A 22841-nucleotide genomic window follows, 5' to 3' on the forward strand; every position below is an offset into this window, starting at 1 on the left:
CGGCAGCAGCGGACGGTACGCGTCCCAGCGCAGCAGTCGGGCCAGGTGCGTGACCCTCGTCCCGGACGGGAAGCGGGTCAGTTCGCCCTTCAGCCCGGCGGGGAACGCGTCGACGACCACTTCGTCCGGTGCGAGCCCCGCCGCGCTCTCCACGACCCGCCAGCCGCCCGTGACGCGCGCGTCGCCGCCGAACCGGGAACCGGTCACCACCGTCACCGGGCCGTCCATGCCCAGGGTGAGCAGCGCCGCCCGGAGCCGCGTCAGATGGCCGAGCCCGTCCCCGGCGGCGTAGCAGACGATCACCGGGCCGCGTCGAGGACGGCCAGGTACCCGGCGGTCTCGGCGGCCGGGGTGAAGTCGCGGCGGATCCGCTCCGCGCCCGCCGCGCCGAGCTTCGCCAGCTCGTCGGCGCCCGCGCGGGCGGCCCGGTCGACGGCCGCGCGGCAGGCGTGCGCGTCCCCGGCGGGGAACGTGAATCCGATCTCGTCGTCCACCAGGTCGGCGAGGCCGCCGCCGTCCGAGGCGAGCAGCGGCACGCCGAGCGCCGCCGCCTCCAGCGCCACGTTCGGCATCCCGTCATAGAACGACGGGAGCGCGACGAGGTCGCAGCCCGCGTAGACGGCCGGCAGGTCGTAGCGCTCCATGAACGGCAGGAAGGAGTGCGGGACGTCGTGCGCGGCGAGCCACTCCCGCACCGACTCCTCGACCTCGCCGACGAGCACCAGGTGGAACGCGCCGGCGTGCCCCGACGCGGCCAGCGCGTCCAGCAGGAAGCCGACGCCCTTCTTGACCTTGAGCTGCCCGATGAGGCCGATCGTGCGGCGGCCCGGCTCGACGTTCGCGTCCCGCCACGCGAGGCCCGCGGCCCGCTCGGACGGCAGGATCCGCCACTGCGCCGTGTCGACGCTGTTCGCGACGAACTCGACGGCCGCGTCCGGGGCGAGCGCCGCCACCAGCGGCGCGTGCGACCGGGCGACGACGCAGACCTGGGCCGAGGCGCGCAGCGCGTCCGCCAGCACCCCGCGCCGCCGCATCGAGAACACGCCGACGTCGATGTCGTTGCCGCGCAGCAGCGTGACCAGCGGGGCGTGCAGCAGCGAGGACAGCACGGGCGCGGCGAGCATCGCGTACACGCCGCCGAACGCCACCACATGGCTGTAGCCGGTGAGGTCTTCGGCGGTGATCGTCGTCCACAGCCGGCGCAGAGCGTGCTCGGAGTCGTCGCCGAGCGGGGCCGTCAGCAGCCGTCCGCCGTGCTCCCGCTTCACGCCCCACGGGCGGGCGCGCCGCGTCAGGTGAGCGACGTCCACCTCGACCCCGGCGCCGCGCAGGCCCCGCACGATCCGGTCGCACGACTGCGCCATGCCGCCCTGGCTCGGCGGGTAGTGCTCGGTGAGCCACAGGACGCGGTGCATCAGCTGTCCACGAAGCCGGTGTCGTCGTCCGGACCCCAGTCGCCGCCGTAGGAGTAGTCGTCACCCGGGTTGAACGCGCCCCGGTCGTACTCGTCGAACGACGAGTACCAGTACGTGTCCTGGTAGGTCTGCGAGCTGCGGTGGTAGTACTCGCGCCGGCGGTTCCCCACCCATGTCGGGTCGTGCGGGTCCTGCGTGCGGTACCCGCGCGCCGCCGCGCACTCGGGGCACGCCCCGCCCGGCGCCGCGTGCGCCGCGCAGACGGGACGCGCGCAGTGCGGGCAGGCCGCCACCGCCGCCTGGCCGCAGCGGCCGAGGACGAAGAATCCGGTGGTCACGGTGCAGCGGGTCACTTGGCCCTCCTCGCGGCCGTGCCGGGCGGGGTCCACCGGAACGGCTCCGTCGACACGTCCAGGATGCGGTCGAGCATGGCCTTGCCCTCCTGCACGCCGCGCAGCTTCCCGTCCACCCGGATCACCATCCGCTTCCCCGGTTTGACCTGCACCTTGAGCCAGCGCGGCGGCGGTGACGACGGCTGCCGGACGACCGCATCCTTGCCCAGCCGCCGGGTGACCCGCACGAGCTGGGTGGTCTTCGTCTTGGTCTTGATCTTGACCTTGCCGCGCGGGTTGCGCTTCTTGCGCCGGCGGTAGCGGACCCGGTCGGTGACGGCGAGTTCCAGGACGCTGCCGTCGCGCAGCTCCGCCCGCATCCGCAGCCACGGGTCGAACGCGTACCACTGCTTCATCGAGATGACCGGCCGCTGGACGGGCACGTCGTGCTGCGGGCCGCACTTCTCCGGCAGGTCGGAGCCGCGCAGGTCGGCGGCGACGGACAGCACCCCGTCCGGCGGCATGTCGGCGGCCAGCACCCGCAGCAGCGGGACGAGGACGGCCGGGACTCGCCCGGAAAGCTGCCACTTGCGCCGCTTCACCACGGTGCGGTGCCCCGCGAGGCTCTGGATCACCGGCTCCCAGTCGTCGCGCCGCAGCGAGACGGAGAACCCCTTCTCCAGCGTGAGCGCCTTGTGCAGCGGGTGGAACCGCTCGATGGCGGCCTTCTGCTTACGCCAGAACATGTCGAACCACCTATCGACCTAGCGTGCGGTAGACCTCGGCCAGTCGGGCGCGGGACCGCGCCCAGGTCAGGCTCTCCTCGATGTGCTCGCGGCCCCGTCGCCCCATCGCGGCGGCCTCGTGCGGGTACTCCAGCAGGACGCGGACGGCCCGCGCCAGCTCGGCGGGACGGTCGGCCGGGACGAGCCGCCCGTGCTCCCCGTCCGCCATCAGCTCGCGGACCGCCGGCAGGTCCGACGCGACGACCGGGACGCCCGCCGCCATCGACTCGATGACCTTCAGCGGCGCGCAGCCCTGGTCGAGGTTGCGGGCGCAGCCGGTCAGCGGCGCCAGCGACGCCTCGGCGTGCGCCAGCCAGGCGGCGACCTCGTGGTGCGGCAGCGTGAACCGCCAGTCGATCCGGTCGGCGACCCCGAGCCGCTCGGCGAGCCGCCGCACCGGCTTCGCCCGCCGCTCCGGGACGGACGCGCACACCACCAGCCGCAGCCCGTCGAGGTCGGCGAGCCGGGCGAACGCGCGCATCAGCACGTCCAGCCCCTGCCACGGCTGCATCGCGCCGACATAGATGACATAACGCTCAGGCGCATCGGCGGGCCGTTCGGTTTCACCGGGCACGTCCGCGCCGTTCGGCACCAGACGCACCTTGTGCTCGGGGACGCCCCGCTCCCGGACCGCGTCGCCGATCACCCGCGACGGCACCACGACCGCGTCGCTGCGCTCCAGGCAGAACCGCTCCAGCTCGCGGATCTTGCCGAGCGTGCTCGGCGCCGCCCACGGCCACGTGTGGCTCATCTCGATGGACGGCAGGCCGTTGACCTCGTACACGACCTTGTGGCGGCGGCCGTCCGCGACCGCCGGCAGCGCGCTCCAGGGGTCCCGCACGTGGCAGACCTCAAGGGTCTCCCAGTGCGGCGCCAGATGGTCGGCCACCCAGCCGGAGAACGCCTCGGCCCGGTCGATCAGATTCGGGACGGGCGTGTCGAACCGCGCGATCTCGCGCGTCCCCTCCCGCTGGTAGCGGGGCAGGTCACCGCCGCCGATCACGCCGAGGAGCCCGCCGCCGTACCGGTCGAACAGCTCGTCGGCCATCTGCGCGATGTGCACCGCCGACCCCTTGCTGGACGGGAACCGATCGAACGCGACGTAGGCCGCTCTGTGCCTCATCCGACGCGCACCTCCGCCGACGCCCGATGCCAGGCGATCTGGTCGTCGAGCCCCTCTCGGAGACCGATCGCGGGCTCCCAGCCGAGCAGCTCCCGGGCGCGCCCGGTGTCGGCCCACGTCCGGTGCGCGTCACCGGCCACCGGCGTCTCCCGCTGGATCTCCGCCTGGACGCCCAGGGCGTCGACGAGCATCGCGATCGCGTCCCGCACGGCCACATGCTCGGGATGGCCGACGTTGACGGCGATGCCGGACGGCAGCTCCTCGGCCGCCGCCGCGAGCGTCGCCGCCACCACGTCCCGCACATGCGTGAAGCTGCGCGACCGGTGCCCGTCGCCGAACACCGGCAGCGGGCGCCCGTCCAGCGCCGCCTCCACGAACCGGTGGAACGCCATGTCGGGCCGCTGCCGGGGCCCGTACACCGAGAAGTACCTGAGCACGACGACGCGGAGCCCGGCGTCCGCCGCGAGGCCCGCGAGCCGCTCCACCTCGACCTTGCTGACCGCGTAGGGGCTCTCCGGCCGGAGCCGGTCGTCCTCCCGGTTCGGCCGCCGCCCCGCCGACCCGTACACCGACGAGCTCGACGCGACGACCACCTTCGGCCTGCGCCCCGCCGCCAGGCACGCCGCGAGCAGCCGCCGCGTCGCCGTCACGTTGTCCCGCTCGGCGACGGCCCGCCCCGGCCCCCACGAATCCCGCACGCCGGGCCGCCCCGCCAGATGCAGGACGACGTCCGCCCTGGCGACGGCGTCCAGCTCGTCCACCGCGAGATCGACGTCGGCGGCGACGACACCGGGCCGCGCCGCGACCCGCGCCCACGTCCGCCGTGCGAGGCCCGGAGTCAGCGACCGCGCGGGCGCGTCGACGGCGAGCACCTCGTGCCCGGCACCCGAGCACGCGTCGACGACATGGCTCCCGATGAACCCCGCAGCACCCGTCACGACCACCCGCACCCGGGCACTTTATCCGTAGGACCCCGAACCCGGACAGGGCTCGCGTCCCAGCTCAACCAGGACGATCACCGGGACGGATGGAGCGAACATAGCCGCCCACTGTCGTTACTTAGAGTTAGTTTTCAGTCACAGAGGGGCGGGACTGTCATGCCTGTCAACACACTTTTGAAAGGGAGAGTTCGTGAAACTACGCCATAGTTTCGCAACCCTGCTGCTCGCGGGCACCGTCGGCGCCGGCCTCGCCGGCGCGCCCGCCGCGCAGGCGTCGGCTCCGCCGGCCGCCGAGGGGACGAGCACGCCGGCGGCCGCCGCGTACCAGTACGCGACGGGGAAGGTGATCAGCCGTCACCGGCTCGCGATCCGCACGAAGCCGACCACGCACTCCAAGCGGGTCGGCTGGCTGCAGCCCGGCCAGCGGTTCTTCATCAAGTGCTGGACGCGGGGGCAGAAGATCCGCAACACCCGCGTCTGGTACCGCCTGGGGTACAGCAGCCCCAAGAACTACGTCTCGGGCGCCTACGTCCGGATCGTGAAGGGCAAGGTCCACCGCTGCTAGCCGAGCCGGATCCGGGGGCAGGGGCGGTCCGCCGCCCCTGGCCCCTCACGGACCTGGACTGTCACCCGCCGGCCATGGCGCCGACCACCATGAACGGCTCGGCCCCCGCCGCGACCCGCGCGGGCAGGACGGTCTCCGGCGGGTCATGGGAGAAGTCCTCCTCGCAGGCGAAGAAGCGGACGAACGCGCGGCGGCGACCGGTGGAGCGGTCCCGGATCGTGCCGCGCAGCACCGGGTACCACGCCTCCAGGGCGTCCAGCACCGAGCACAGCGTGACCGGCTCGCGCACGTCCAGCTCCACCTCGCCCTCCACCTCCGCCAGGACGCGCAGGTGCGCGGGCAGCACGACGCGGATCACGGCAGCGTCTGGACTTCCACCGACAGCACCGCCGGCAGGTCGCGGACGATCGGCGCCCAGGTGTCCCCGGCGTCGGCGGACGCGTACACCTGCCCGCCCGTCGTGCCGAAGTAGACGCCGCACGCGTCGAGCGAGTCGACGGCCATCGCGTCCCGCAGCACGTTGACGTAGCAGTGCTCCTGCGGCAGCCCCGCGGTCAGCGGCTCCCACTCGTCACCGCCGACCCGGCTGCGGTACACGCGCAGCCGCCCCTCCGGCGGGTAGTGCTCGGAGTCGCTCTTGATCGGGACGACGTACACGGTGTCCGGCTCGTGGGCGTGCACCGCGATCGGGAACCCGAAGTCGCTCGGCAGGTCGCCGCTGATCTCGTGCCACGTCTCGCCCGCGTCGTCGCTGCGCATGACGTCCCAGTGCTTCTGCAGGAACAGCACCTCGGGCCGCGACGGGTGCAGCGCGATGCGGTGCACGCAGTGCCCGACCTCGGCGTCCGGGTCGGGGATGCCCTCCGACCGCAGCCCGCGGTTGACCGCCCGCCACGTCTTGCCGGCGTCGTCCGTCCGGAACACGCCCGCCGCCGAGATGGCCGCGTACATCCGCGCCGCGTCCGCGGGGTCCCGCACGATCGTGTGCAGGCACATCCCGCCCGCGCCCGGCTGCCAGGACGGCCCCGACCCGTGCTCGCGCAGCCCCGGCAGCTCCTGCCAGGACGCCCCGCCGTCGACCGTGCGGAACAGCGCGGCATCCTCGACCCCGGCGTGCACGATGTCGGGATCGGTGGGCGACGCCTCCAGATGCCAGACCCGCTTGAACTCCCACGGCCTGGGCGTCCCGTCGTACCACTGGTGCGTGCCGGGCACGCCGTCGTAGGCGAACTCGTTCGCCATCGGCCGCCAGGACGCGCCGCCATCGTCCGACCGCTGGATCATCTGCCCGAACCACCCCGTGGACTGCGACGCGTACAGCCGCGCCGGATCGGCGGGCGACCCCGCCACGTGGTAGATCTCCCACCCGCCGAAGTGCGGCCCGCTGACCGCCCAGTCCCTGCGCGCGCCGTCCGCCGTGAGGATGAACGCGCCCTTCCGCGTACCGACGAGAACCCGAACCCCGGTCATGGTGCCCCCTCCAAGAGCCGTCCGGCATGACTTCACCGGCGATGCTGACTCCCGTCCTCCGGAAAACTCATCGGTGCTCCGACCACGGGATGCCGCCGATCAGCTCGCGAGCACCCGTCCGCGACAGATCCTTCGCGCCTTCGCGGGGGTCAGCGGGGGCGGTTCACCCGGGTTTCGTCCCAGACGGGTTCGGGGGACTCGTAGACGGTGCCGTCGGCGCCGAAGATGAGGTGGCGGTCGAAGGCGCGGGCGAACCAGCGGTCGTGGGTGACGGAGATGACCGTTCCCTCGTAGGACTCCAGGCCCTCCTGGAGGGCTTCGGCGCTGGCCAGGTCCAGGTTGTCGGTGGGTTCGTCCAGGAGGAGGAGCGTGGCGCCGCCGAGTTCCAGCAGGAGGATCTGCAGGCGGGCCTGCTGGCCGCCGGAGAGGGTCTCGAAGGGCTGCTCGGCGCAGACGCTCAGCTCGTAGCGGGCCAGGGCGCTCATGGCGTCGTTGCGGAGGCGGGCGTGCTCGGTCATGACGATCTCGCACGGGGTGCGTCCGGCCAGGTCGGGACGGGCGTGGGTCTGCGCGAACAGGCCGGGGACGACGCGGGCGCCCAGGCGGGCGACGCCGGTGTGGGCGACGGGTTCCACCGGGGTCGCGCCTCGGGGGAGTGCTTCCGCGATGGCCGTGAGGAGGCGCAGGAAGTGGGACTTGCCCGAGCCGTTGGAGCCCAGGACCGCCACGCGCTCGCCGTACCAGATCTCGGTGTCGAAGGGCTTCATCAGGCCCGTCAGTTCCAGGTTCTCGCAGATCACCGAGCGCTTGCCGGTGCGGCCGCCGCGCAGGCGCATCTTGAGGTTCTGGTCGCGGGGCGGGATCTCGGGCGGGCCCGCCTCCTCGAACTTGCGCAGGCGGGTCTGCGCCGCGCGGTAGCGGGACGCGAAGCCGTCGTTGACCGTCGCCTTGGTGCGGAGCATGTTGACGAGGTCCTTGAGCTTCGCGTGCTCCTCGTCCCAGCGGCGGCGCAGCTCTTCGAGCCGTTCGTTGCGGTCGCGGCGTGCGGCGGCGTAGGTGGCGAAGCGGCCGCCGTGGATCCACACGTTGGCCGCCTCGACGGTGACGATCCGGTCGGCGGAGCGGTCGAGGAGTTCGCGGTCGTGGGACACGAGCAGGACGGTCTTCGGGGTTTCGCGGAGTCGTTCTTCCAGCCAGCGCTTGCCCGGGACGTCGAGGTAGTTGTCCGGCTCGTCCAGGAGGAGGACTTCGTCTGGGCCGCGCAGCAGGGCTTCCAGAGCCAGGCGTTTCTGCTCGCCGCCCGAGAGGGTGCGCACCTCACGCCAGCGGCACGAGTCGTAGGAGACGCCCAGCGCCGCCACGCAGCAGGCGTCCCAGAGCACCTCGATCTCGTAGCCGCCCGCGTCGCCCCAGCCCGAAAGGGCCGTGGCGTAGCGGAGCTGCGTCGGTTCGTCGTCGCGCTCCATCATCGCGAGCTCGGCCGCCTCGACCGCTTCGGCCGCCGACCGCACGCGGGGCGGCGCCAGGGACAGCAGCAGGTCGTGCACCGAGGAGTCGTCCCGCATGCTGCCGATGAACTGCCGCATCACGCCGATGCCGCCGCTGTGCCCGACCGTCCCGGACTGGGGGACGAGGTCCCCGGCGATCAGCCGCAGGAGGGTCGTCTTGCCGGCGCCGTTCGGGCCGACGAGGGCCGCCGTGACGCCTTCGCCGACGCGGAAGGACACGTCGTCCAGGAGTGTGCGGCCGTCCGGCAGCACATGGCTGATATGGCCGACTTCGACGTGTCCCACGTTTCTCCCCCTCGATGACCCATCGAGTCTCCGGAGGCGACGGCGGGGGCGTCAAACGGTTTTCCCGGGGCGTGTCGGCGGTTGCGGCTATGATCTCCGGCTCCCGGAGAGGTTGGATGATGACGGCGACACAAGAGGCCCCCGCGTGCTACAGGCACCCCAAGCGTGAGACGTACGTCCGCTGTTCGAGGTGTGACCGCTACATCTGCCCGGACTGCATGCGCACGGCGGCGGTGGGGCAGCAGTGCGTCGACTGTGTACGGGAGGGCAACAAGACCGTCCGGCAGGGGCGCACGGTCTTCGGCGGCACGGTCTCGGTCACGCCGTGGGTGACGTACGTGCTCATCGCGGTGAACGTGCTGGTCTATCTGGGTGAGTTGGCCAAGCCGGATCTCGTCGACAAGCTCGGGTCGCTGGGCATCGGGCTCGTCGGGCCGGACGGCGACCTCTTCGTGGCCGACGGGACGGCCTACGCCGGGTTCGAGTCCGTTGGGGTGGCCCACGGCGAGTGGTACCGGCTCATCACGTCGGCGTTCGTGCATCTGCCGCCGACGGAGGGCGGGTTCGGGATCCTCCACATCGTGTTCAACATGTGGTGGCTGTGGCGGCTCGGCCGGCCGACCGAGGAGATGCTCGGCCGCGGGCGGTTCCTCGCCCTGTACCTGCTGTCCGCGCTGGGCGGCTCGGTGCTCGGTTACCTGATCGACCCGGGCATGAACGCGGTCGGCGCGTCCGGGGCGGTGTTCGGGCTCACCGCCGCCTACTGGATCTTCATGCGCCGGCTCGGGCACCGCATGGACGAGGCGAACCGGCTCGTCGTGCTCGCCCTGATCTGGCTGGTCGTCTCGGCCGGGATCGCCTCCTGGCAGGGGCACCTGGGCGGCCTTCTGGCGGGCGGCGCCGTCGCGATCGCCTTCGCCCACGCCCCGCGGGAACGGCGGCTTCTCGTCCAGGCCGGTGCCGCCGCGGCCGTGTTCGTCCTGCTGGCCGTCCTGGTGGTGGTCAAGACGGGGGAGCTGGGCGGCACCCTGCTGTGACCCTTCAGGCCGTCTTCGCCAGCAGTGCTTCGACGTGGGCGGCCACCGCGTCCAAGGCGATCTTGGACGTCTCGCCGGTGGCGCGGGTGGTCACCTCGGCGACGCCCTCGGCCAGGCCGCGGCGGCCGATCGTGACGCGGAACGGGATGCCGGTCAGCTCCGCGTCGCGGAACTTCACGCCCGCCCGCTCGGGACGGTCGTCGATCACGACCTCCGCCCCGGCGGCCGACAGCGCGGCGTAGACGCCCTCGGCCGCCCCCGACACGCCCGGGTCGTCGGACTGGGCGGGGACGACCACCACCTGGAACGGCGCCACGGAGACGGGCCACACGATGCCGCGCTCGTCGTGGTGGGTCTCGACGATCGCGGCCATCGCCCGCTCCACGCCGATCCCGTAGCTGCCCATGACCACCGGGACGCGCCGGCCGTCCGGGTCCAGGACCTCGACGCCGAGCGCCCGGGAGTAGCGGTCGCCGAGCTTGAAGATGTGCCCGACCTCGATGGCGCGGACGATCTCCAGCGGCGTCCCGCAGCGGACGCACGGCTCCCCGGCCGCCACCTCCCGCAGGTCGGCCCAGGCGCCGACCTCGATGTCGCGGCCGACGTCCACGCCGCGCAGGTGGACGTCGTCGGTGTTCGCGCCGGTGAACATGTCGCGGCGGCCGCGCAGCGCCTCGTCCGCGATCACCGGGAGGGCCGCGCCGACCGCGCCGAGGCTGCCGGGCAGCGCGCCGAGCGCGTCCTGGATCTCCTGCGGCTCGGCGGCGCGGATCTCCGCCGCGCCGGTCGCGTCCACGAGCTTCTGCTCGTTCAGCGGATGGTCGCCGCGCAGCAGGACGAGCGTGAGCGCGCCGTCCAGCATGTACACGAGCGTCTTGATCTGGCGGTCGCCCGGCGCGCCGTAGGCCAGCAGATCCTCGATGGTGCGGACGCCGGGCGTGTCGAACCGCTCCGGCGCCGGCGGGCCGGGGCCGTCGGACGCGGCCGGCAGCGCCGACGTCGCCCGCTCGACGTTCGCCGCGTACCCGCAGGACGGGCAGTGGGCGACGAGGTCCTCGCCGGCGTCGGACGGGCACATGAACTCGGTCGAGCCGGAGCCGCCCATGGTGCCGCTGGACGCCTCGCACACCAGCGTCGGCACCCCCAGCCGCGCGAAGATCCGCGTGTAGGCGCCCTGGTAGGACGCGAACGACGCGTCGAGCCCGGCGGGGTCGACGTCGAAGCTGTAGGCGTCCTTCATGGTGAACTCGCGGGTCCGCATGAGGCCGCCCTTGGGGCGCGGCTCGTCCCGGAACTTCGTCTGGAACTGGTACCACTGCTGCGGCAGCTGCCGGTAGGAGCTGAGCTCCCGCGCGACCGTCGCGAAGATCTCCTCGTGCGTCATGCCGAGGGCGTGGTCGGCGCCGCGCCGGTCGCGGAGCCGGAACATCTCCTGGCCCATCAGCTCCCAGCGGCCCGACCTGCGCCACGGCTCCGCCGGGTGCAGCGCCGGCAGCAGCATCTCCTGCGCGCCGATCCCGTCCATCTCCTCCCGGACGATGGCGATGATCTTCGACCGGACGCGGACGGCCAGCGGCAGCAGCGAGTAGTGCCCGGCGGTGAGCTGCCGGACGAACCCGGCGCGCAGCAGCAGCCGGTGGCTCGCCGCGTCCGCCTCCGCCGGGTCCTCGCGGAGCGTGGGCGCGAACATCTGGGACCAGCGCATCCCGCGAGGGTAGCGAAGGTGCCCGGACCGATGCCGAGGGTCAGTACCCTTGTTTGCCGTGAGTCGAGAAGGTGTGACGCCGCAGAGCGAGGATTTCTCCGCCTGGTACAACGAGGTGGTCGTGCAGGCCCAGCTCGTCGACCGCGGCCCGGTGCGCGGCACGATGGTCATCCGACCGTACGGTTTCCGGATGTGGGAGCTGCTCCAGGCCGACCTGGACCGGCGCATCAAGGACGCGGGCCACGACAACGCCTGCTTCCCGATGTTCATCCCGGAGTCCTACCTCAAGCGCGAGGCCGAGCACGTCGAGGGCTTCTCGCCGGAGCTCGCGGTCGTCACCCACGCGGGCGGCAAGGACCTGGAGGAGCCGCTCGTCGTGCGGCCCACGTCCGAGACCGTCATCGGCGAGTACATGGCCAAGTGGATCGACTCCCACCGCGACCTGCCGCTGCTGCTGAACCAGTGGGCGAACGTCGTCCGGTGGGAGATGCGGCCCCGGATGTTCCTGCGCACGACCGAGTTCCTCTGGCAGGAGGGCCACACCGCGCACATCGACGAGGACGACGCGATGCGCGAGACGATGTGGGCGCTGGACGCCTACGCCGCCGTCGCCCGCGACCTCGCCGCGATGCCGGTCGTGCCGGGGGAGAAGACGCCCGGCGAGCGGTTCGCCGGCGCCGTCCGCACCTACACGATCGAGGGCATGATGCGGGACGGCCGGGCCCTGCAGGCCGGCACGTCGCACTACCTCGGCACCAACTTCGCCAAGGCGTTCGAGATCCAGTACCAGGACGAGGCGGGCAAGCTCACCCACGCCCACACGACGTCCTGGGGGATGAGCACCCGCATGATCGGCGGCGTGATCATGACGCACGGGGACGACAAGGGCCTCGTGCTGCCGCCGCGGCTCGCCCCCTACCAGGTCGTGATCGTCCCGATCGGGCGTAAGGAGCAGGGCGAGCAGGCCGCCGCCGAGGCCCGCAAGCTGGGCGCCGCGATCAAGGCGATGGGCATCCGGGTGCACGTCGACGACAACCGCCCGCAGCTGTCGCCCGGCTTCAAGTTCAACGAGTGGGAGATGCGCGGCGTCCCGGTCCGCATCGAGCTCGGCATGCGCGACATCGAGAACGGCGTCGCGACCGTCGTCCGGCGGCTGCCGACCGTCGAGGGGCAGGGCAAGGAGCAGATCCCGCTCGCCAAGGTGCCCGAGGTGCTGCCCGGGATGCTCGCCGACTTCCAGGCGTTCCTGCTGGCGAGGGCCGAGCGCTTCCGCGACGACAACACCGCCGTCGTGGACGGCTGGGACGCGTTCGCCGCGCAGGTCGCCACCGGCTGGGCCCGCGCCTTCCACTGCGGCGAGACCCAGTGCGAGGACGCGATCAAGGCCGACACCGCCGCGACCCCGCGGGTCATCCCGGCGGACGCGCCCGAGGAGACCGGCGCCTGCGTCAAGTGCGGCCGCCCGTCCGCCTACGGCAAGCGCGTCATCTTCGGCCGCGCCTACTGACCGCCGAGAAGGGGCGCCCGCGCGGTCACGTGTCACCCTCCGCGCGGGCGTTCGCCTTCATCCGGGTCAGGTACGGCTGGACGAACCACACCCAGCCGCTCAGCGCCAGGATCCCCACGGCCGTGAGGACGACCGGGACCGTCCGCTCCGACAGCGACTCGACGATCAGCATGGTCGCCGCGGTGATCGAGACCGCCAGCGCGAACGCGCCCGCGATGCCGTACTGGTTGGCCCGCTTGATCAGCAGTTCCTTCTGCCCGAGCCGGAACAGGATGCGGTGCTGGAACGCGGGCGCGATGAAGCAGATCGACGCGAACGCCGCGCCGAACAGCGCGATGTAGAACAGCGTCGTCCCGGCGCCGTCCACCTTGTCGAAACCGGCGGAGAACGGGACGGTCAGCAGGAACGCGAACAGCACCTGCACCCCGGTCGTCGCGACCCGGAAGCCCTGCAGCAGCTCCATCAGCTGCCGGTCCAGCCGCTCGTGCTCGGTCTCGTTGCGGGGCTTGTCGGCGGGATCGACGGTCATGTTCCCGATCTACCCGGCTAAACGACCATCATCCCGACATCTTGCTCGTGCGGGCTAGTTCAGCGTGGGCTGTTCCACCCGCAGCGCGAGCATCGACACGTCGTCGCGCAGGTCCCCGTCGCAGAAGTCGAGCAGCGCCCGCTCCACCCCCGCGAGCATGCCCTCCGGCGTGTCGCCGGCGTGCCCGGCCAGCGCCTCCAGCAGCCGCTCCTGGCCGAACTCCTGCCGCGTCATGTCGCACGCCTCCAGCACCCCGTCGGAATGCAGGATCAGCGTGTCGCCCACGGTGAGGTCGATGGTGTCGAGCCCGGCCTCGAAGTCCTCGAACAGGCCGAGCGGGACACCGCCCCGCGACGCCGACCTGATCACCCCGTCGGCGCGCACCACGATCGCCGGCGGATGCCCGGCCGTGCCCAGCGCGACGACGACCCGCTCGGTCTCCAGCGTCAGCCCCGCCATCACCGCCGTGACGAACCGGTCCTCCTCCAGCAGCGCCTCGTTCACGATGCCGAGGACGTCCCCGGGGGAGGACTTCCACCGCGACGCGAGCCGCACGCAGTGCCGCGCCGTCGCCGTCACCGCCGCCGCGTCCTCGCCCTTGCCGCACACGTCGCCGAGGACGAGCCCCCAGCCGCTCTCCGTGCGGAACACGTCGTAGAAGTCGCCGCCCACGTCCGAACCGTGCGTGGACGTCAGGTACTTGGCGGCCACCCGCACGCCCGGGATCGACGGCAGCGTCTTCGGCAGCAGCCCCGCCTGCAGCGTGTCGGCGACCTCGGCGCGCCGCCGGTACAGCCGCGCCGCCCGGATCACCAGCGCCAGGTACCGGCCGAGCCGCTGCACGACCCCGAGGTCCATCAGGTCGAACGGGCCGTACTCGCCGCTCGCCGCCAGCGTGATCGTGCCGATCGCGCGGTCGCCGTCCTCGATCGGCACGCTCAGCACCGACGTCGCGCCGATCTTGCCGCAGACGGGCTGGCCGTCCGGGCAGACGCCGAGCACGTCGAGGTTCTCCAGGTGCGGGCGCAGCGCGCTCTGCCGGGTGACGTACACCGTGTGCGGGAGGGTGCCCTGGCCGGGCTCGACCTCCTCCAGCATCCGCGCGGCCTCGACGGAGTGCTCGTCCTCCGGGCCCATCACCACCTGGCGGCGCAGCTCCGGCTTCGCGCCCGCCGCGTGGATGCCGCCCTGCGGCGCGCCGCCCGGGCCGCCGCCCGAGCCGGTCAGGTCGATGAACGCCCAGTCGGCCAGCTCCGCGGCCAGCAGCCGGGCGCAGCGGCGCACCGCCACCGTCTCGTTGAAGACCGGCTCGTCCAGCAGCAGCTCGCTCGCGGTGGCGAGGACGTCCATCCGGTGGACGATCGTCGCCACGGCCTCGTCGTCGGCCGGCGCGTTCTGCGCCGTCCGCCCCCGGCCCCGCGCCGGCTGCTTGCGCGGCTCGTCCTCGGTCGGGGTGGTGGTCGGCCCGGCCGCGACCACGACCATCGGGTCGGGTTCGCCGCGGATCCACACCCGCGCCAGCGTCACCACCGCGTCGACCGGGCGGTCCCGGCCGAGGAAGCGGACGTTGACGCGGCGGCGCCGCCCCGTCCGGACCACGGCGGCCAGCTGCGACCGCACCGCCGCCCGCGTCGCCATGTCGCAGAACGCCGTGAACTGCTTGCCCGACACGTACCCGGACGACGTGCCGAGCAGCATCGCCGCCTGCCGGTTGACGCGGCGGACGCTGGTCGTCCGGTCCAGCAGGAACAGCGGGACGGGGGCGTCCTGGAACACGGTGCGCAGCACCCGGCGCTCGTTCTCCGCCGCGGCCGATCCGCCCTGCTCGCCGGCCTGCTCGCCGCCCATCGTGCGCAGCACGGTCAGGGCCAGCTCCAGCTCGACCAGCGCCGCGTCCAGCGTGGCGCGCAGGTCGGGCTCCGGGACGCCGGCGGCCTGGCGCAGCTCGCCGATGCGCCCCTCGAGGTCCGAGATCTCCCGGGTCAGCGACTCGGGTTCGAGCTGGTCGGGCTGATCGTGCATCTGGTCTCCCTCTCATCCGCGTCACACGGCGGAACCAGCTCGGTTCCCCGGACCGGCCACGATCCGCGGAACCGCTTCGAGCAGCCTATTCGCCTCACCCGCATGCGTCTGTAAGCACGGCCTAAGGAAGGCCCTGATGACCGACGATACGCTGTGCGAGCGCGGTCAGCTTCACATGACGCGTCTGTGAGATACGGCGCATCTCGGCGAACGCCTCGTCGGCGTCGCACCCCAGCGCGTGCATCAGAATGCCCTTCGCCTGGTCGACGACCGCGCGCGCCTCCACCGCCTGCTGCAGCTGGACGGCGGTCCGGTGCACGTCGTCGTACTGCTGGCTGTTGGAGACGGCGGCGGTGCCCTGCGCGAGCAGCAGCGCCGCGAGCGCGTGCCGGCCGTGGCCGAGCGCCTTCGGCAGCACCCCGTACAGCGTCAGCGTGACCAGGACGGGCGGGTTCACGTGCGGGGTCGTGCTGAAGCAGCGCACCCCGCGGCGCAGCATGTCCGACATCGACTCGGGCCAGCGGGTCTCGGCGAGGATGTCGTCGGAGGTGAGCACCCGGCGCCCGCGCACCACGTCGAAGATCGGCCCGTGCCCGCGGGACAGCTGCCGGTCGGTCACCTCGGCGAGATCGGGATGGCTCGCGGCGGCCGCGAGCGGCTCGGGCCGCGCGTCCTCCGGCGCGCCGGCGTCCACGGCGATCTCCGCGTCCGCCGCCGCCGCGTCCTCGGCCGCCGGCCACGCGGTCGCCCCGCCGGCCGCCGGCGGCAGCGCCCACCGCACGCTCGCCGCCCCGGCGCAGCCCGGCACGGCGCGCGCGGCCAGCTCGGTCACCCGGTGCAGGGTGCCGACGTCGGAGGACTCCCCGACCATGCCCAGCCGGGCGATCTCGAGCGCGAGCTGGTCCGTCAGGACCGTTTCGGTGGCCGTCACCCCTCCGAGATTATCCTGGCCGGGCGGTTCCGGGGCATGCCCGCGCACCCGGCGGCCCTCGTGGTTCATGGGGGGGTCCTAGTTGTTGGGCGGTGCCTTGCTGATCTCTCCGAGCGGCCCCGCGTCCCCGTTCGCCATCGCGAGGTCGCCGATGGACACGATGCCCACCGGGCGCTGCTCGGCGTCCACCACGGGGAGCCTCCGCACGGCCTGCTCGCACATCAGCCGCGCGACGGTCCCGGTGTCGTCGTCGGGACGGACGGTGGTCAACTCCGCCGTGCACACGTCGCCGAGGGGCGTCAGTGACGTGTCACGGCTCTCCGCCACCGCGCGGACCACGATGTCGCGGTCGGTGACCACTCCGCACAACCGGCCGGCGTAGGTGACGAGCACATCGCCGATCCCCTCGTCCCGCATCACACGGGCCGCCTCGTACAGCGTCGCGTCCAGCGGCAATGACAGCGGGGCCTCTGTCATCACATCGCTGACCCTTGGTGGCATCGCGCGCACATCCTCCCGAATCGCCGGCGGCTCGCGTGGCCCGTGTGCGCGCCTTACCCAAGGTCGGCGCGCCTATTCGGACATATCCGGGATCGGCCACCGCTTCGCCCCGTTTCCCATGGTCAGAAGGCGAACACGGTACCGGTCCGCGACTGCATCGCGCAGTCGTTGCCGTACTCGGCGCGGAACCGCACCGGTTCTCCGTTCCACTGCCCTTCGGCCCGCGCGATGACCGGCGCGTGGACGGCGGTGCACATCCGCCCGTCCGGCGGATGCTCGAACTTCCCGCCGGACGCCTCCAGTTCCGCGCACGCCCGCGCCGCCGCGGGATGCCCGCCTCCCGGCGGATCGCAGCGCAGCGTGACGGTCCGCGTCCCGGACGTGTCGCGTCCGGGATGGGTGAGCGTGAGCCGCACCGTCGACTCCGACGGGACGACGGGCACAAGGGCGATCACCGCACCCGCGATGACCCCGGTGAGGAGGTTCGACACGAAAGACTCCGAGTGGTCGAGGGACCCTGAACTCAGAGTAGCGACTCAATGACGTTCTGTACGGAGAAACAAGTGATCCCGCAGCCACGGGGCAGCTGCGGGACCACGCTTTTCGATCATCGCGAATGCGAAATCACGTTCTGATCATTTTCCTCGCCAAGCCACGCACGGACGGAAAGGAACACGTCCGTAACCCCCGCACGCAAAGATCTCAAATTGCGATCGCGTGCGAAGCCAGGTTTCAAGCGAAGCAAGAAACCTGATCGCGAAGCGAGCCGCAAGGCGAGCCGGAGCGATGCCGGCGATCGCGTTCTGCCCGTGGAAGGAAGGGCCGCCAGGCCCGACCGCCGAGGGCAGAACAAGAAATCACGCCGCGAGGATGTGGGCGGCCCGGCGGTGGTCGGCGAGGGATTCGCGGAGCTGCTTGCGGCCGCGGTGCAGGCGGGACATCACCGTGCCGATGGGGGTGCCCATCATCTCGGCGATCTCCTTGTAGGCGTAGCCCTCGACGTCGGCGAGGTAGACGGCGTCGCGGAAGTCCTTCGGCAGGGCGCGCAGCGCGTCGATGACCTGCGAGTCGGGGATGCGGTCGAGGGCCTCGGACTCGGCGGACCGGAAGCCGGAGGCGTCCGCCTCGGTCTGCGCGAGCTGCCACTCCTCCAGCTCCTCGGAGCCGGCGCGCTGGGGCTCGCGCTGCTTCTTGCGGTAGGTGTTGATGAAGTTGTTGGTCAGGATCCGGTGCAGCCAGGCCTTGAGGTTCGTGCCCTCCTGGAACTGGTGGAAGTTCACGTAGGCCTTGGCGAGGGTCTCCTGGACGAGGTCCTCGGCGTCGGCGGAGTTGCGGGTCATCCGGACGGCGCTGGCGTAGAGCGGGTCGGCCAGCGGAAGCACGTCCCGCTCGTAGCGCTGGGTGCTCTCGATGTTCGTGGTGCTCCTCTTCGCGCGGTCGTTCGTCGTGGCGGTGCTCTTGATGCTCGTGTTGCTCTTGATGCTCATCGTGCCGGTGGTGCGGATCGTTCGGCTGGCGTCGCGGCCGTTGTCGCGGACAGGCGTGGTGACAGCGGTCATCGTCGCTCCCCGTGGTCGGGCCCGGTGCAAGGGGCCGGTTGCATGGCGCGTGGTCGGGGGCACGCGCGGACCGGGCGGATGATGCCGCCCCCCGTTGAGTGGTACGTGCCACCGTTCCCGGCGGGTTCGGAGAAGGTCCCCGGTCTCGCGCGGAGGCTGGGCCGAGGGTTCTGCGCGGGTCGGCGGTGCCAGGGCGACCCCGGTGGTCCGGGACGTCGCGGGCGGTGCTCGATCAGGCGCTTGACCACCCGCCGGTGGTCTTCCTGTCAGGTAAGACGCATGGAAGGGTCCAAAAGGTTGCCTCACCTGGGGGTGTCGCTCATCACATCCGCATGGCGTGTCGGCGAACCCGCTGTGAACCCTTGCTATAAGGCCCGCGAACGCCGCGCTATTCCCGGCGCCGGGAGGACGGGCCGGACGCGGGCCGCGGCCCCCGCCCGGAGCGTCGAGGCTCCGGGACGAGGGCCGCATCCGGGGGCGTTCGCGGTCAGTCGAGCAGGTGGTCGAGGGCCTTGGTGATCAGGGTTGGGGCGTCGGGGGACTGCTCCACGCCGAAGCCGAGGAGGACGGTGTCCCGGGTCGCCACCGCGGAGACGGAGTCGATCAGGGCCTGTGAGCGGACGTACTCGGCGCCGTTGCCGGGGCTGCCGGCGGGGGCGCCCTGGATCGTCCAGGGGCCGAGTCCCGTCTCGAAGCCCTCGGCGTCGAGCTGGCCGCCGGACGTGGTCAGCCGGGTGTCGTCGATGAACAGCCCGGTTCCGCCGGTGGCGGGGTCGCTCACGTAGGAGAGGGACACCTCCACCTTCTTGCCCGCGTAGGCGGACAGGTCGAACGCGGCCGGGACCCAGCCGTTGGAGTTGCCGGTGAAGGCGTTCCACTGACCGGAGGTGCCGGTGTTGCCGCAGGGGTTGCCGCCGGTGAGGTAGTGGCTGAGGAACGGGTGCATGTCCAGGTAGTAGCCCTGCTCGCACTGCTCCGGGACGGTGGTGCTCGTCCGGCCGTTCTTGTCGGGCAGCGTGGTCCAGTCCTCGGCCCCGGCGGTGTGCGCCTCGACGATGATGTTGTCGAAGCCCGTCTCGGTGCTGTAGGAGAGCTGGGCCTGCAGGGTGGGGGCCTGGGCCGCGGTGACCGACGTGAGGTCGATCGTGCGGGTCAGCCGGCGGTAGGCGCCGTCCTGGTGCGGGCCCGCGACGTACCACTGGCCCTCTACGGGCTCGCTGGGCGCGGCGGCGCCGGTGTAGTCGCCGGCCTTCCAGCTGGTGAACTGCGGGAAGCCGGCCTTGGGCAGGACGGTCGAGGTGACCTGGAACCCGCCGGCCTCGTTCACCGGGTTGGTCGCGGTGCCGGTGAGCTTGGACGTGACCCCGTCGAACGGGGCGCCGGTCCCGACGAAGCCGGTGGGCGCGCCCACTCGCTGCCTGTCGTAGGCCCCAAGGTAGTACTGGAGGAAGTCGTCCGACAGCAGTTCGCAGTCGTCCCGGAAGTTGCCGGTGACCACGCACGGCTTCTCAGGGTGGCCCTTGAGGCCGTAGTAGATGCCGCCTCCGTTCAGCCGGCTGATCGGGCCGTAGTAGCCGGTCGTCTCGCCGGTGTGGAGGAGCTTGCCGCCCTCGTTCAGGTAGGAGCGGACGGAGAGGACGAGGTCCTTCTCGCGGTCGGCCACCTGCGAGTCGGGGGCGTTGCCGATGTAGGTCTTCACGGGGTCGTCGGCCGCGTCCTGGGTGAGGCGGTTGTCGCCGAGGTACCAGACGACGGCCTTGAAGTGCTTCAGGACGCCGAGGTCGTGCGGGACGCCGTCCTTGTCGATGTCCCAGACGAGCGGCCGGTGGCCCGCCGCCTTGACCAGGTCGGCGTACTGGCCCGTGTACCGGGGCGCCTTGGCGGGGTAGGTCGGGTTGATCCCGGTGTAGTCCTCGTCCGCGACGATCAGGACGTCCGCTCTGTTCTGATCGCGGACGGTGTAGGTGAAGTGCTTGCTCTCCACCTGCCTGTGGCCCTTCCTGCCGGTGAACCACACCTCGACCCGGTCGCCGGGCCGCTGCCGCTTGATCTCGCCGCGGTACTCGGCGTAGTAGACCTTGTTGTCGTGGCCGAACCGCTCGCCGCCGCGCCACTCGCGCACGTTCCCGCGCTGTACCCGGCCGCCGTTGACCCGGTAGCGCAGCTCCTTGCCGCGCAGCGACCTGCGGATCACGGACGCGACCTCCTGCGACGTCCCGTAGGACGTGCCGAACGCGTCGGTCTCGAAGTCGGGCGCGGTGCGTCCCACGGACGACACCGGCTCGTCGGGGGTGTGCGCGGACGTGCCGATCGACAGCGCGAACGGCAGGTTCTTCCGGAACTCGCGCTCGATCAGCGCCTCGTCGTCCGGGAACTCGAAGTCGCTGCCGCAGTCGCCGGGCTCCCAGGCGTCGTCCGGGTCCTCGTTGGCGGCCGTCGTGCAGGTCGCCATCTCGGGCGTGATCGAGAGCGTGCCGTACCGGTTGTCGACCTGGCCGTCGGTGTCGCCGTTGGTCGTGTAGAGCTGCGCGCCCAGCTCGGGCGTGTAGCCGGGGACGGCGGGGTGGTCGATGTCGCCGAGCAGCGCGTCGTGGATCGCGTCGTCCGGGCTGCGGGTGAGGGCCTGCCAGCCCACGCCGTGCAGCAGCAGCTGCGCCGCCGAGTGGTAGTTGATCAGGTAGGTGGGGCGGACGCGCTTGTAGAGGGTCAGCTGCGCCTGCGTCTCGGGCTCGGACGCCGGCGACCTGCCGCGGTAGGTCTGGCTGGACGGCAGGTCCGAGGAGCCCTCGTTGTCGTAGCCCCACTTGTAGGGGAAGTTCCGGTTCAGGTCGATGCCGTCCGCGCCGGTGATCTGGCCGTCGCCGTTGTTGTCGCGGACGTTCTTGCGCCACAGCCGGAAGCCGTCCTGGAACGTCAGGTCGTAGCCGTCGACGTTGACGACCGGGATGAACCACAGCTCCGTGGTGTCGATGACCTTGGTGAGCGCGGCGTCCGTCCCGTACCCGCCGACGTAGTGGTGCAGCAGCCGGCGGACCATCTCCGGGGTGATCCACTCGCGGGCGTGCTGGGCGGCCTGGTAGACGACGACGGGCCGCTTGTGCTGCCCCCGCCGCTCCTTGCCGGCGACCCGCACGGCGGTGATCGGCTGCCCCTTGACGGACGTGCCGATGTCCACGGCCTTCGCGATGGACGGGTGGTCGGCCGCGACCTTGAGCAGTTCCTCGCGGAGGTTGCCGGGCCCGCTGTAGGGGCGGAAGACGTTCTGGGCGGCGGCCTTCGCGCGCGGGCGGGCGCCCTTCACGGCGGTGAGGCCGAGACCCCGCGCGTTGAGCGCGGCGGCTTCGGTGCCGCTCATGACGACCTCGACGTGCACGCGGTCCTTCTGCGCGCTCTTGGAGAAGCCGACGTCCTCCCGGTCGAGGGCGGAGCCGTTCAGGACCTTCACCTGGTCGGGGGTCAGCTCCGCGGTGTAGACGCCCACGGCGGGGCCGGACGCGGCCGGCCCCGGCGCCGCGTTCGCGGGCGCCGCGACGAGCGCTCCGATCAGCAGCGCGGCCGTGGCGGCGATGGGCGTGAGTCTTCGATGCCGGACCGATGTGCGCGGCATTGCGCCTCCTGGCAGGGATCACAACGGGGGGTTGCGCGATCGTCTGCCGGAGGGCAAAGGGTGTCAATGGGGCAATAGTTGCCTAAGCCCGCATTTGGCCACTGAATAACCCCGGGTGGTGCATTCCGTCGTCCTGGCCACCTCCGGTCCGCGCGGGCGCCTTGGCGGCCGCGCCCCCCGTGTGCTCGCCGTTCCCGCGCGGCCTCTGATCGCGTTCGCCGCGCAATTGGGGCCCGTCCGCACCCGCCCGCAGGCGGGTGGGCCCTTATCCGAACCATTTTCGGCGGAGTCGCAGCGCGCCTGCCTTACAGCAGGTAACGTCCCCTTTACCAGGCGTTGCCGGGGACTTCGGGCGTCCTGCGCCCGGAAGGGGGACAGCATGGTCATCGCCGACCTGCTGGGAGTGACCAAGATGGCCGCCATCACGCTCGACGAGCACGGCCACATCAGCCACTGGGACGACACGGCCGCCGAACTCTTCGGGGTCGGGCCGCCGCGCGCCCTGGGCCGGCCGCCCGCGGCGCTGCTGCGGCTGCCGCCCGAGCACCGCGGCGCCTTCGAACCGGAGACCTTCGGACACGTCTGGTGCGGCTCCTGCACCCTGCCGCGGGTCGACACCGGCGAGCCCGCCGAGATCGCGTGGTGGGTCTACCCCATCGACCGGGCCCCCGGCGAACGCGGCGTCAGCGTGCTGGCGCTCGCCGCCGACCTGCGCCGGCTCCGCCGCGACGGGATCGGCATCACCATCGGCGACCGGCTGCTCTCCCCGCCGGACGGGCCGGTCCCGGTCCGCCGCCCGGCCGCCCGGCTGCTCCGCGTCGAGCCCGCCCTCGCCGGCCCGTCCGGGGACGGCGCCGACGCCGTCGCGGGCTCGCTCGCCGGCCGGCTCGCCGAACTGCTGCCCGCGCTCGACCCGGCCGCGGCCGAGAAGATCACCTCGCGGGTGATCGGGCTCGGCTGCCCGGCCGTCTCGCTCGGGCTGACGATCCGGCTGCCGATCGTCCCGCACGCCGCGGGGC

At 72.3% G+C, this 22841-nt stretch carries 20 protein-coding genes and 1 pseudogene; 4 read left to right on the forward strand and 17 right to left on the reverse strand.

The window, feature by feature from the left end:
- From ETD96_RS16265 to ETD96_RS16290, 6 genes and pseudogenes are all read right to left on the reverse strand, one after another.
- Window positions 1-303, reverse strand: a pseudogene (locus ETD96_RS16265) (hypothetical protein); the annotation flags it as partial.
- Entirely contained in the window at window positions 300-1415 is a 1116-nt protein-coding gene (locus ETD96_RS16270) for a glycosyltransferase family 4 protein (RefSeq protein WP_138637307.1), read from the reverse strand. The pseudogene ETD96_RS16265 and the gene ETD96_RS16270, both read right to left, overlap by 4 nt.
- Window positions 1415-1768 carry a hypothetical protein gene (locus ETD96_RS16275; RefSeq protein ID WP_138637308.1) on the reverse strand — a complete coding sequence of 118 codons (354 nt, stop codon included), beginning with the start codon at window positions 1766-1768 and terminating at the stop codon, window positions 1415-1417. The genes ETD96_RS16270 and ETD96_RS16275 overlap by 1 nt, the downstream gene beginning before the upstream one ends.
- The gene (locus ETD96_RS16280; RefSeq protein WP_138637309.1) at window positions 1765-2493 is read right to left on the reverse strand and encodes a hypothetical protein; all 729 of its coding nucleotides are present in this window, start codon (window positions 2491-2493) and stop codon (window positions 1765-1767) included. The genes ETD96_RS16275 and ETD96_RS16280 overlap by 4 nt, the downstream gene beginning before the upstream one ends.
- 10 nt (window positions 2494-2503) lie before the next feature.
- A complete protein-coding gene (locus tag ETD96_RS16285; protein WP_138637310.1) occupies window positions 2504-3655 on the reverse strand; it encodes a glycosyltransferase family 4 protein in 1152 nt (383 codons plus the stop codon).
- Entirely contained in the window at window positions 3652-4605 is a 954-nt protein-coding gene (locus tag ETD96_RS16290; protein ID WP_240807716.1) for an NAD-dependent epimerase/dehydratase family protein, read from the reverse strand. The genes ETD96_RS16285 and ETD96_RS16290 overlap by 4 nt, the downstream gene beginning before the upstream one ends.
- A 181-nt stretch (window positions 4606-4786) precedes the next feature.
- On the opposite strand from ETD96_RS16290, the gene ETD96_RS16295 reads away from it, so the two are divergent.
- Entirely contained in the window at window positions 4787-5161 is a 375-nt protein-coding gene (locus ETD96_RS16295) for an SH3 domain-containing protein (protein WP_138637311.1), read from the forward strand.
- Between the two features lie 61 nt (window positions 5162-5222).
- Here the strand turns inward: ETD96_RS16295 and ETD96_RS16300 are convergent, their stop codons facing one another.
- The 3 genes from ETD96_RS16300 to ETD96_RS16310 form a co-directional block, all read right to left on the reverse strand.
- On the reverse strand, window positions 5223-5519 hold the full coding sequence (locus tag ETD96_RS16300) for a MoaD/ThiS family protein (protein ID WP_138637312.1): 297 nt from the start codon (window positions 5517-5519) through the stop codon (window positions 5223-5225).
- Window positions 5516-6631, reverse strand: a complete 1116-nt coding sequence (locus tag ETD96_RS16305; protein WP_138637313.1) for a WD40/YVTN/BNR-like repeat-containing protein — start codon at window positions 6629-6631, stop codon at window positions 5516-5518. Before ETD96_RS16305 ends, ETD96_RS16300 begins: the two co-directional genes overlap by 4 nt.
- Before the next feature lie 149 nt (window positions 6632-6780).
- On the reverse strand, window positions 6781-8424 hold the full coding sequence (locus ETD96_RS16310; protein ID WP_138637314.1) for an ABC-F family ATP-binding cassette domain-containing protein: 1644 nt from the start codon (window positions 8422-8424) through the stop codon (window positions 6781-6783).
- A 218-nt stretch (window positions 8425-8642) separates the two neighbouring features.
- Here ETD96_RS16310 and ETD96_RS16315 point away from each other — a divergent pair, with 218 nt between their 5' ends.
- Window positions 8643-9461, forward strand: a complete 819-nt coding sequence (locus tag ETD96_RS16315; RefSeq protein WP_240807718.1) for a rhomboid family intramembrane serine protease — start codon at window positions 8643-8645, stop codon at window positions 9459-9461.
- Window positions 9462-9465: 4 nt separating this feature from the next.
- Here ETD96_RS16315 and ETD96_RS16320 read toward each other — a convergent pair whose 3' ends face one another.
- A complete protein-coding gene (locus ETD96_RS16320) occupies window positions 9466-11166 on the reverse strand; it encodes a proline--tRNA ligase (protein WP_138637316.1) in 1701 nt (566 codons plus the stop codon).
- A gap of 58 nt (window positions 11167-11224) precedes the next feature.
- On the opposite strand from ETD96_RS16320, the gene proS reads away from it, so the two are divergent.
- On the forward strand, window positions 11225-12673 hold the full coding sequence (proS, locus tag ETD96_RS16325; protein ID WP_240807720.1) for a proline--tRNA ligase: 1449 nt from the start codon (window positions 11225-11227) through the stop codon (window positions 12671-12673).
- 25 nt (window positions 12674-12698) lie between these two features.
- On the opposite strand, the gene ETD96_RS16330 is transcribed toward proS, so the two are convergent.
- From ETD96_RS16330 to ETD96_RS16360, 7 genes are all read right to left on the reverse strand, one after another.
- A complete protein-coding gene (locus ETD96_RS16330; protein WP_138637317.1) occupies window positions 12699-13202 on the reverse strand; it encodes a DUF6328 family protein in 504 nt (167 codons plus the stop codon).
- Between the two features lie 54 nt (window positions 13203-13256).
- Window positions 13257-15224, reverse strand: a complete 1968-nt coding sequence (locus ETD96_RS16335; protein WP_138637318.1) for a SpoIIE family protein phosphatase — start codon at window positions 15222-15224, stop codon at window positions 13257-13259.
- Between the two features lie 121 nt (window positions 15225-15345).
- Window positions 15346-16155, reverse strand: coding sequence for an ANTAR domain-containing response regulator (locus ETD96_RS16340; RefSeq protein ID WP_240807721.1), 810 nt, complete (start codon window positions 16153-16155; stop codon window positions 15346-15348).
- A 78-nt stretch (window positions 16156-16233) separates the two neighbouring features.
- Window positions 16234-16632, reverse strand: a complete 399-nt coding sequence (locus tag ETD96_RS16345) for a CBS domain-containing protein (RefSeq protein ID WP_240807723.1) — start codon at window positions 16630-16632, stop codon at window positions 16234-16236.
- 146 nt (window positions 16633-16778) lie between these two features.
- The gene (locus ETD96_RS16350; RefSeq protein ID WP_138637321.1) at window positions 16779-17147 is read right to left on the reverse strand and encodes an SSI family serine proteinase inhibitor; all 369 of its coding nucleotides are present in this window, start codon (window positions 17145-17147) and stop codon (window positions 16779-16781) included.
- A gap of 366 nt (window positions 17148-17513) precedes the next feature.
- Window positions 17514-18215 (reverse strand): sigma-70 family RNA polymerase sigma factor, encoded by a 702-nt coding sequence (locus tag ETD96_RS16355; protein ID WP_274704614.1) that lies wholly within the window; start codon window positions 18213-18215, stop codon window positions 17514-17516.
- 487 nt (window positions 18216-18702) lie between these two features.
- On the reverse strand, window positions 18703-21822 hold the full coding sequence (locus ETD96_RS16360) for a M14 family metallopeptidase (protein ID WP_138637322.1): 3120 nt from the start codon (window positions 21820-21822) through the stop codon (window positions 18703-18705).
- 379 nt (window positions 21823-22201) lie between these two features.
- Between ETD96_RS16360 and ETD96_RS16365 the strand changes: the two genes are divergently transcribed.
- Window positions 22202-22841: PAS domain-containing protein (locus ETD96_RS16365; protein WP_205719300.1), on the forward strand; the 640-nt coding region annotated here is incomplete at its 3' end.

Origin of the sequence: Actinomadura geliboluensis (assembly GCF_005889745.1) — a bacterium.
Classification (GTDB): Bacteria; Actinomycetota; Actinomycetes; order Streptosporangiales; family Streptosporangiaceae; genus Spirillospora; species Spirillospora geliboluensis.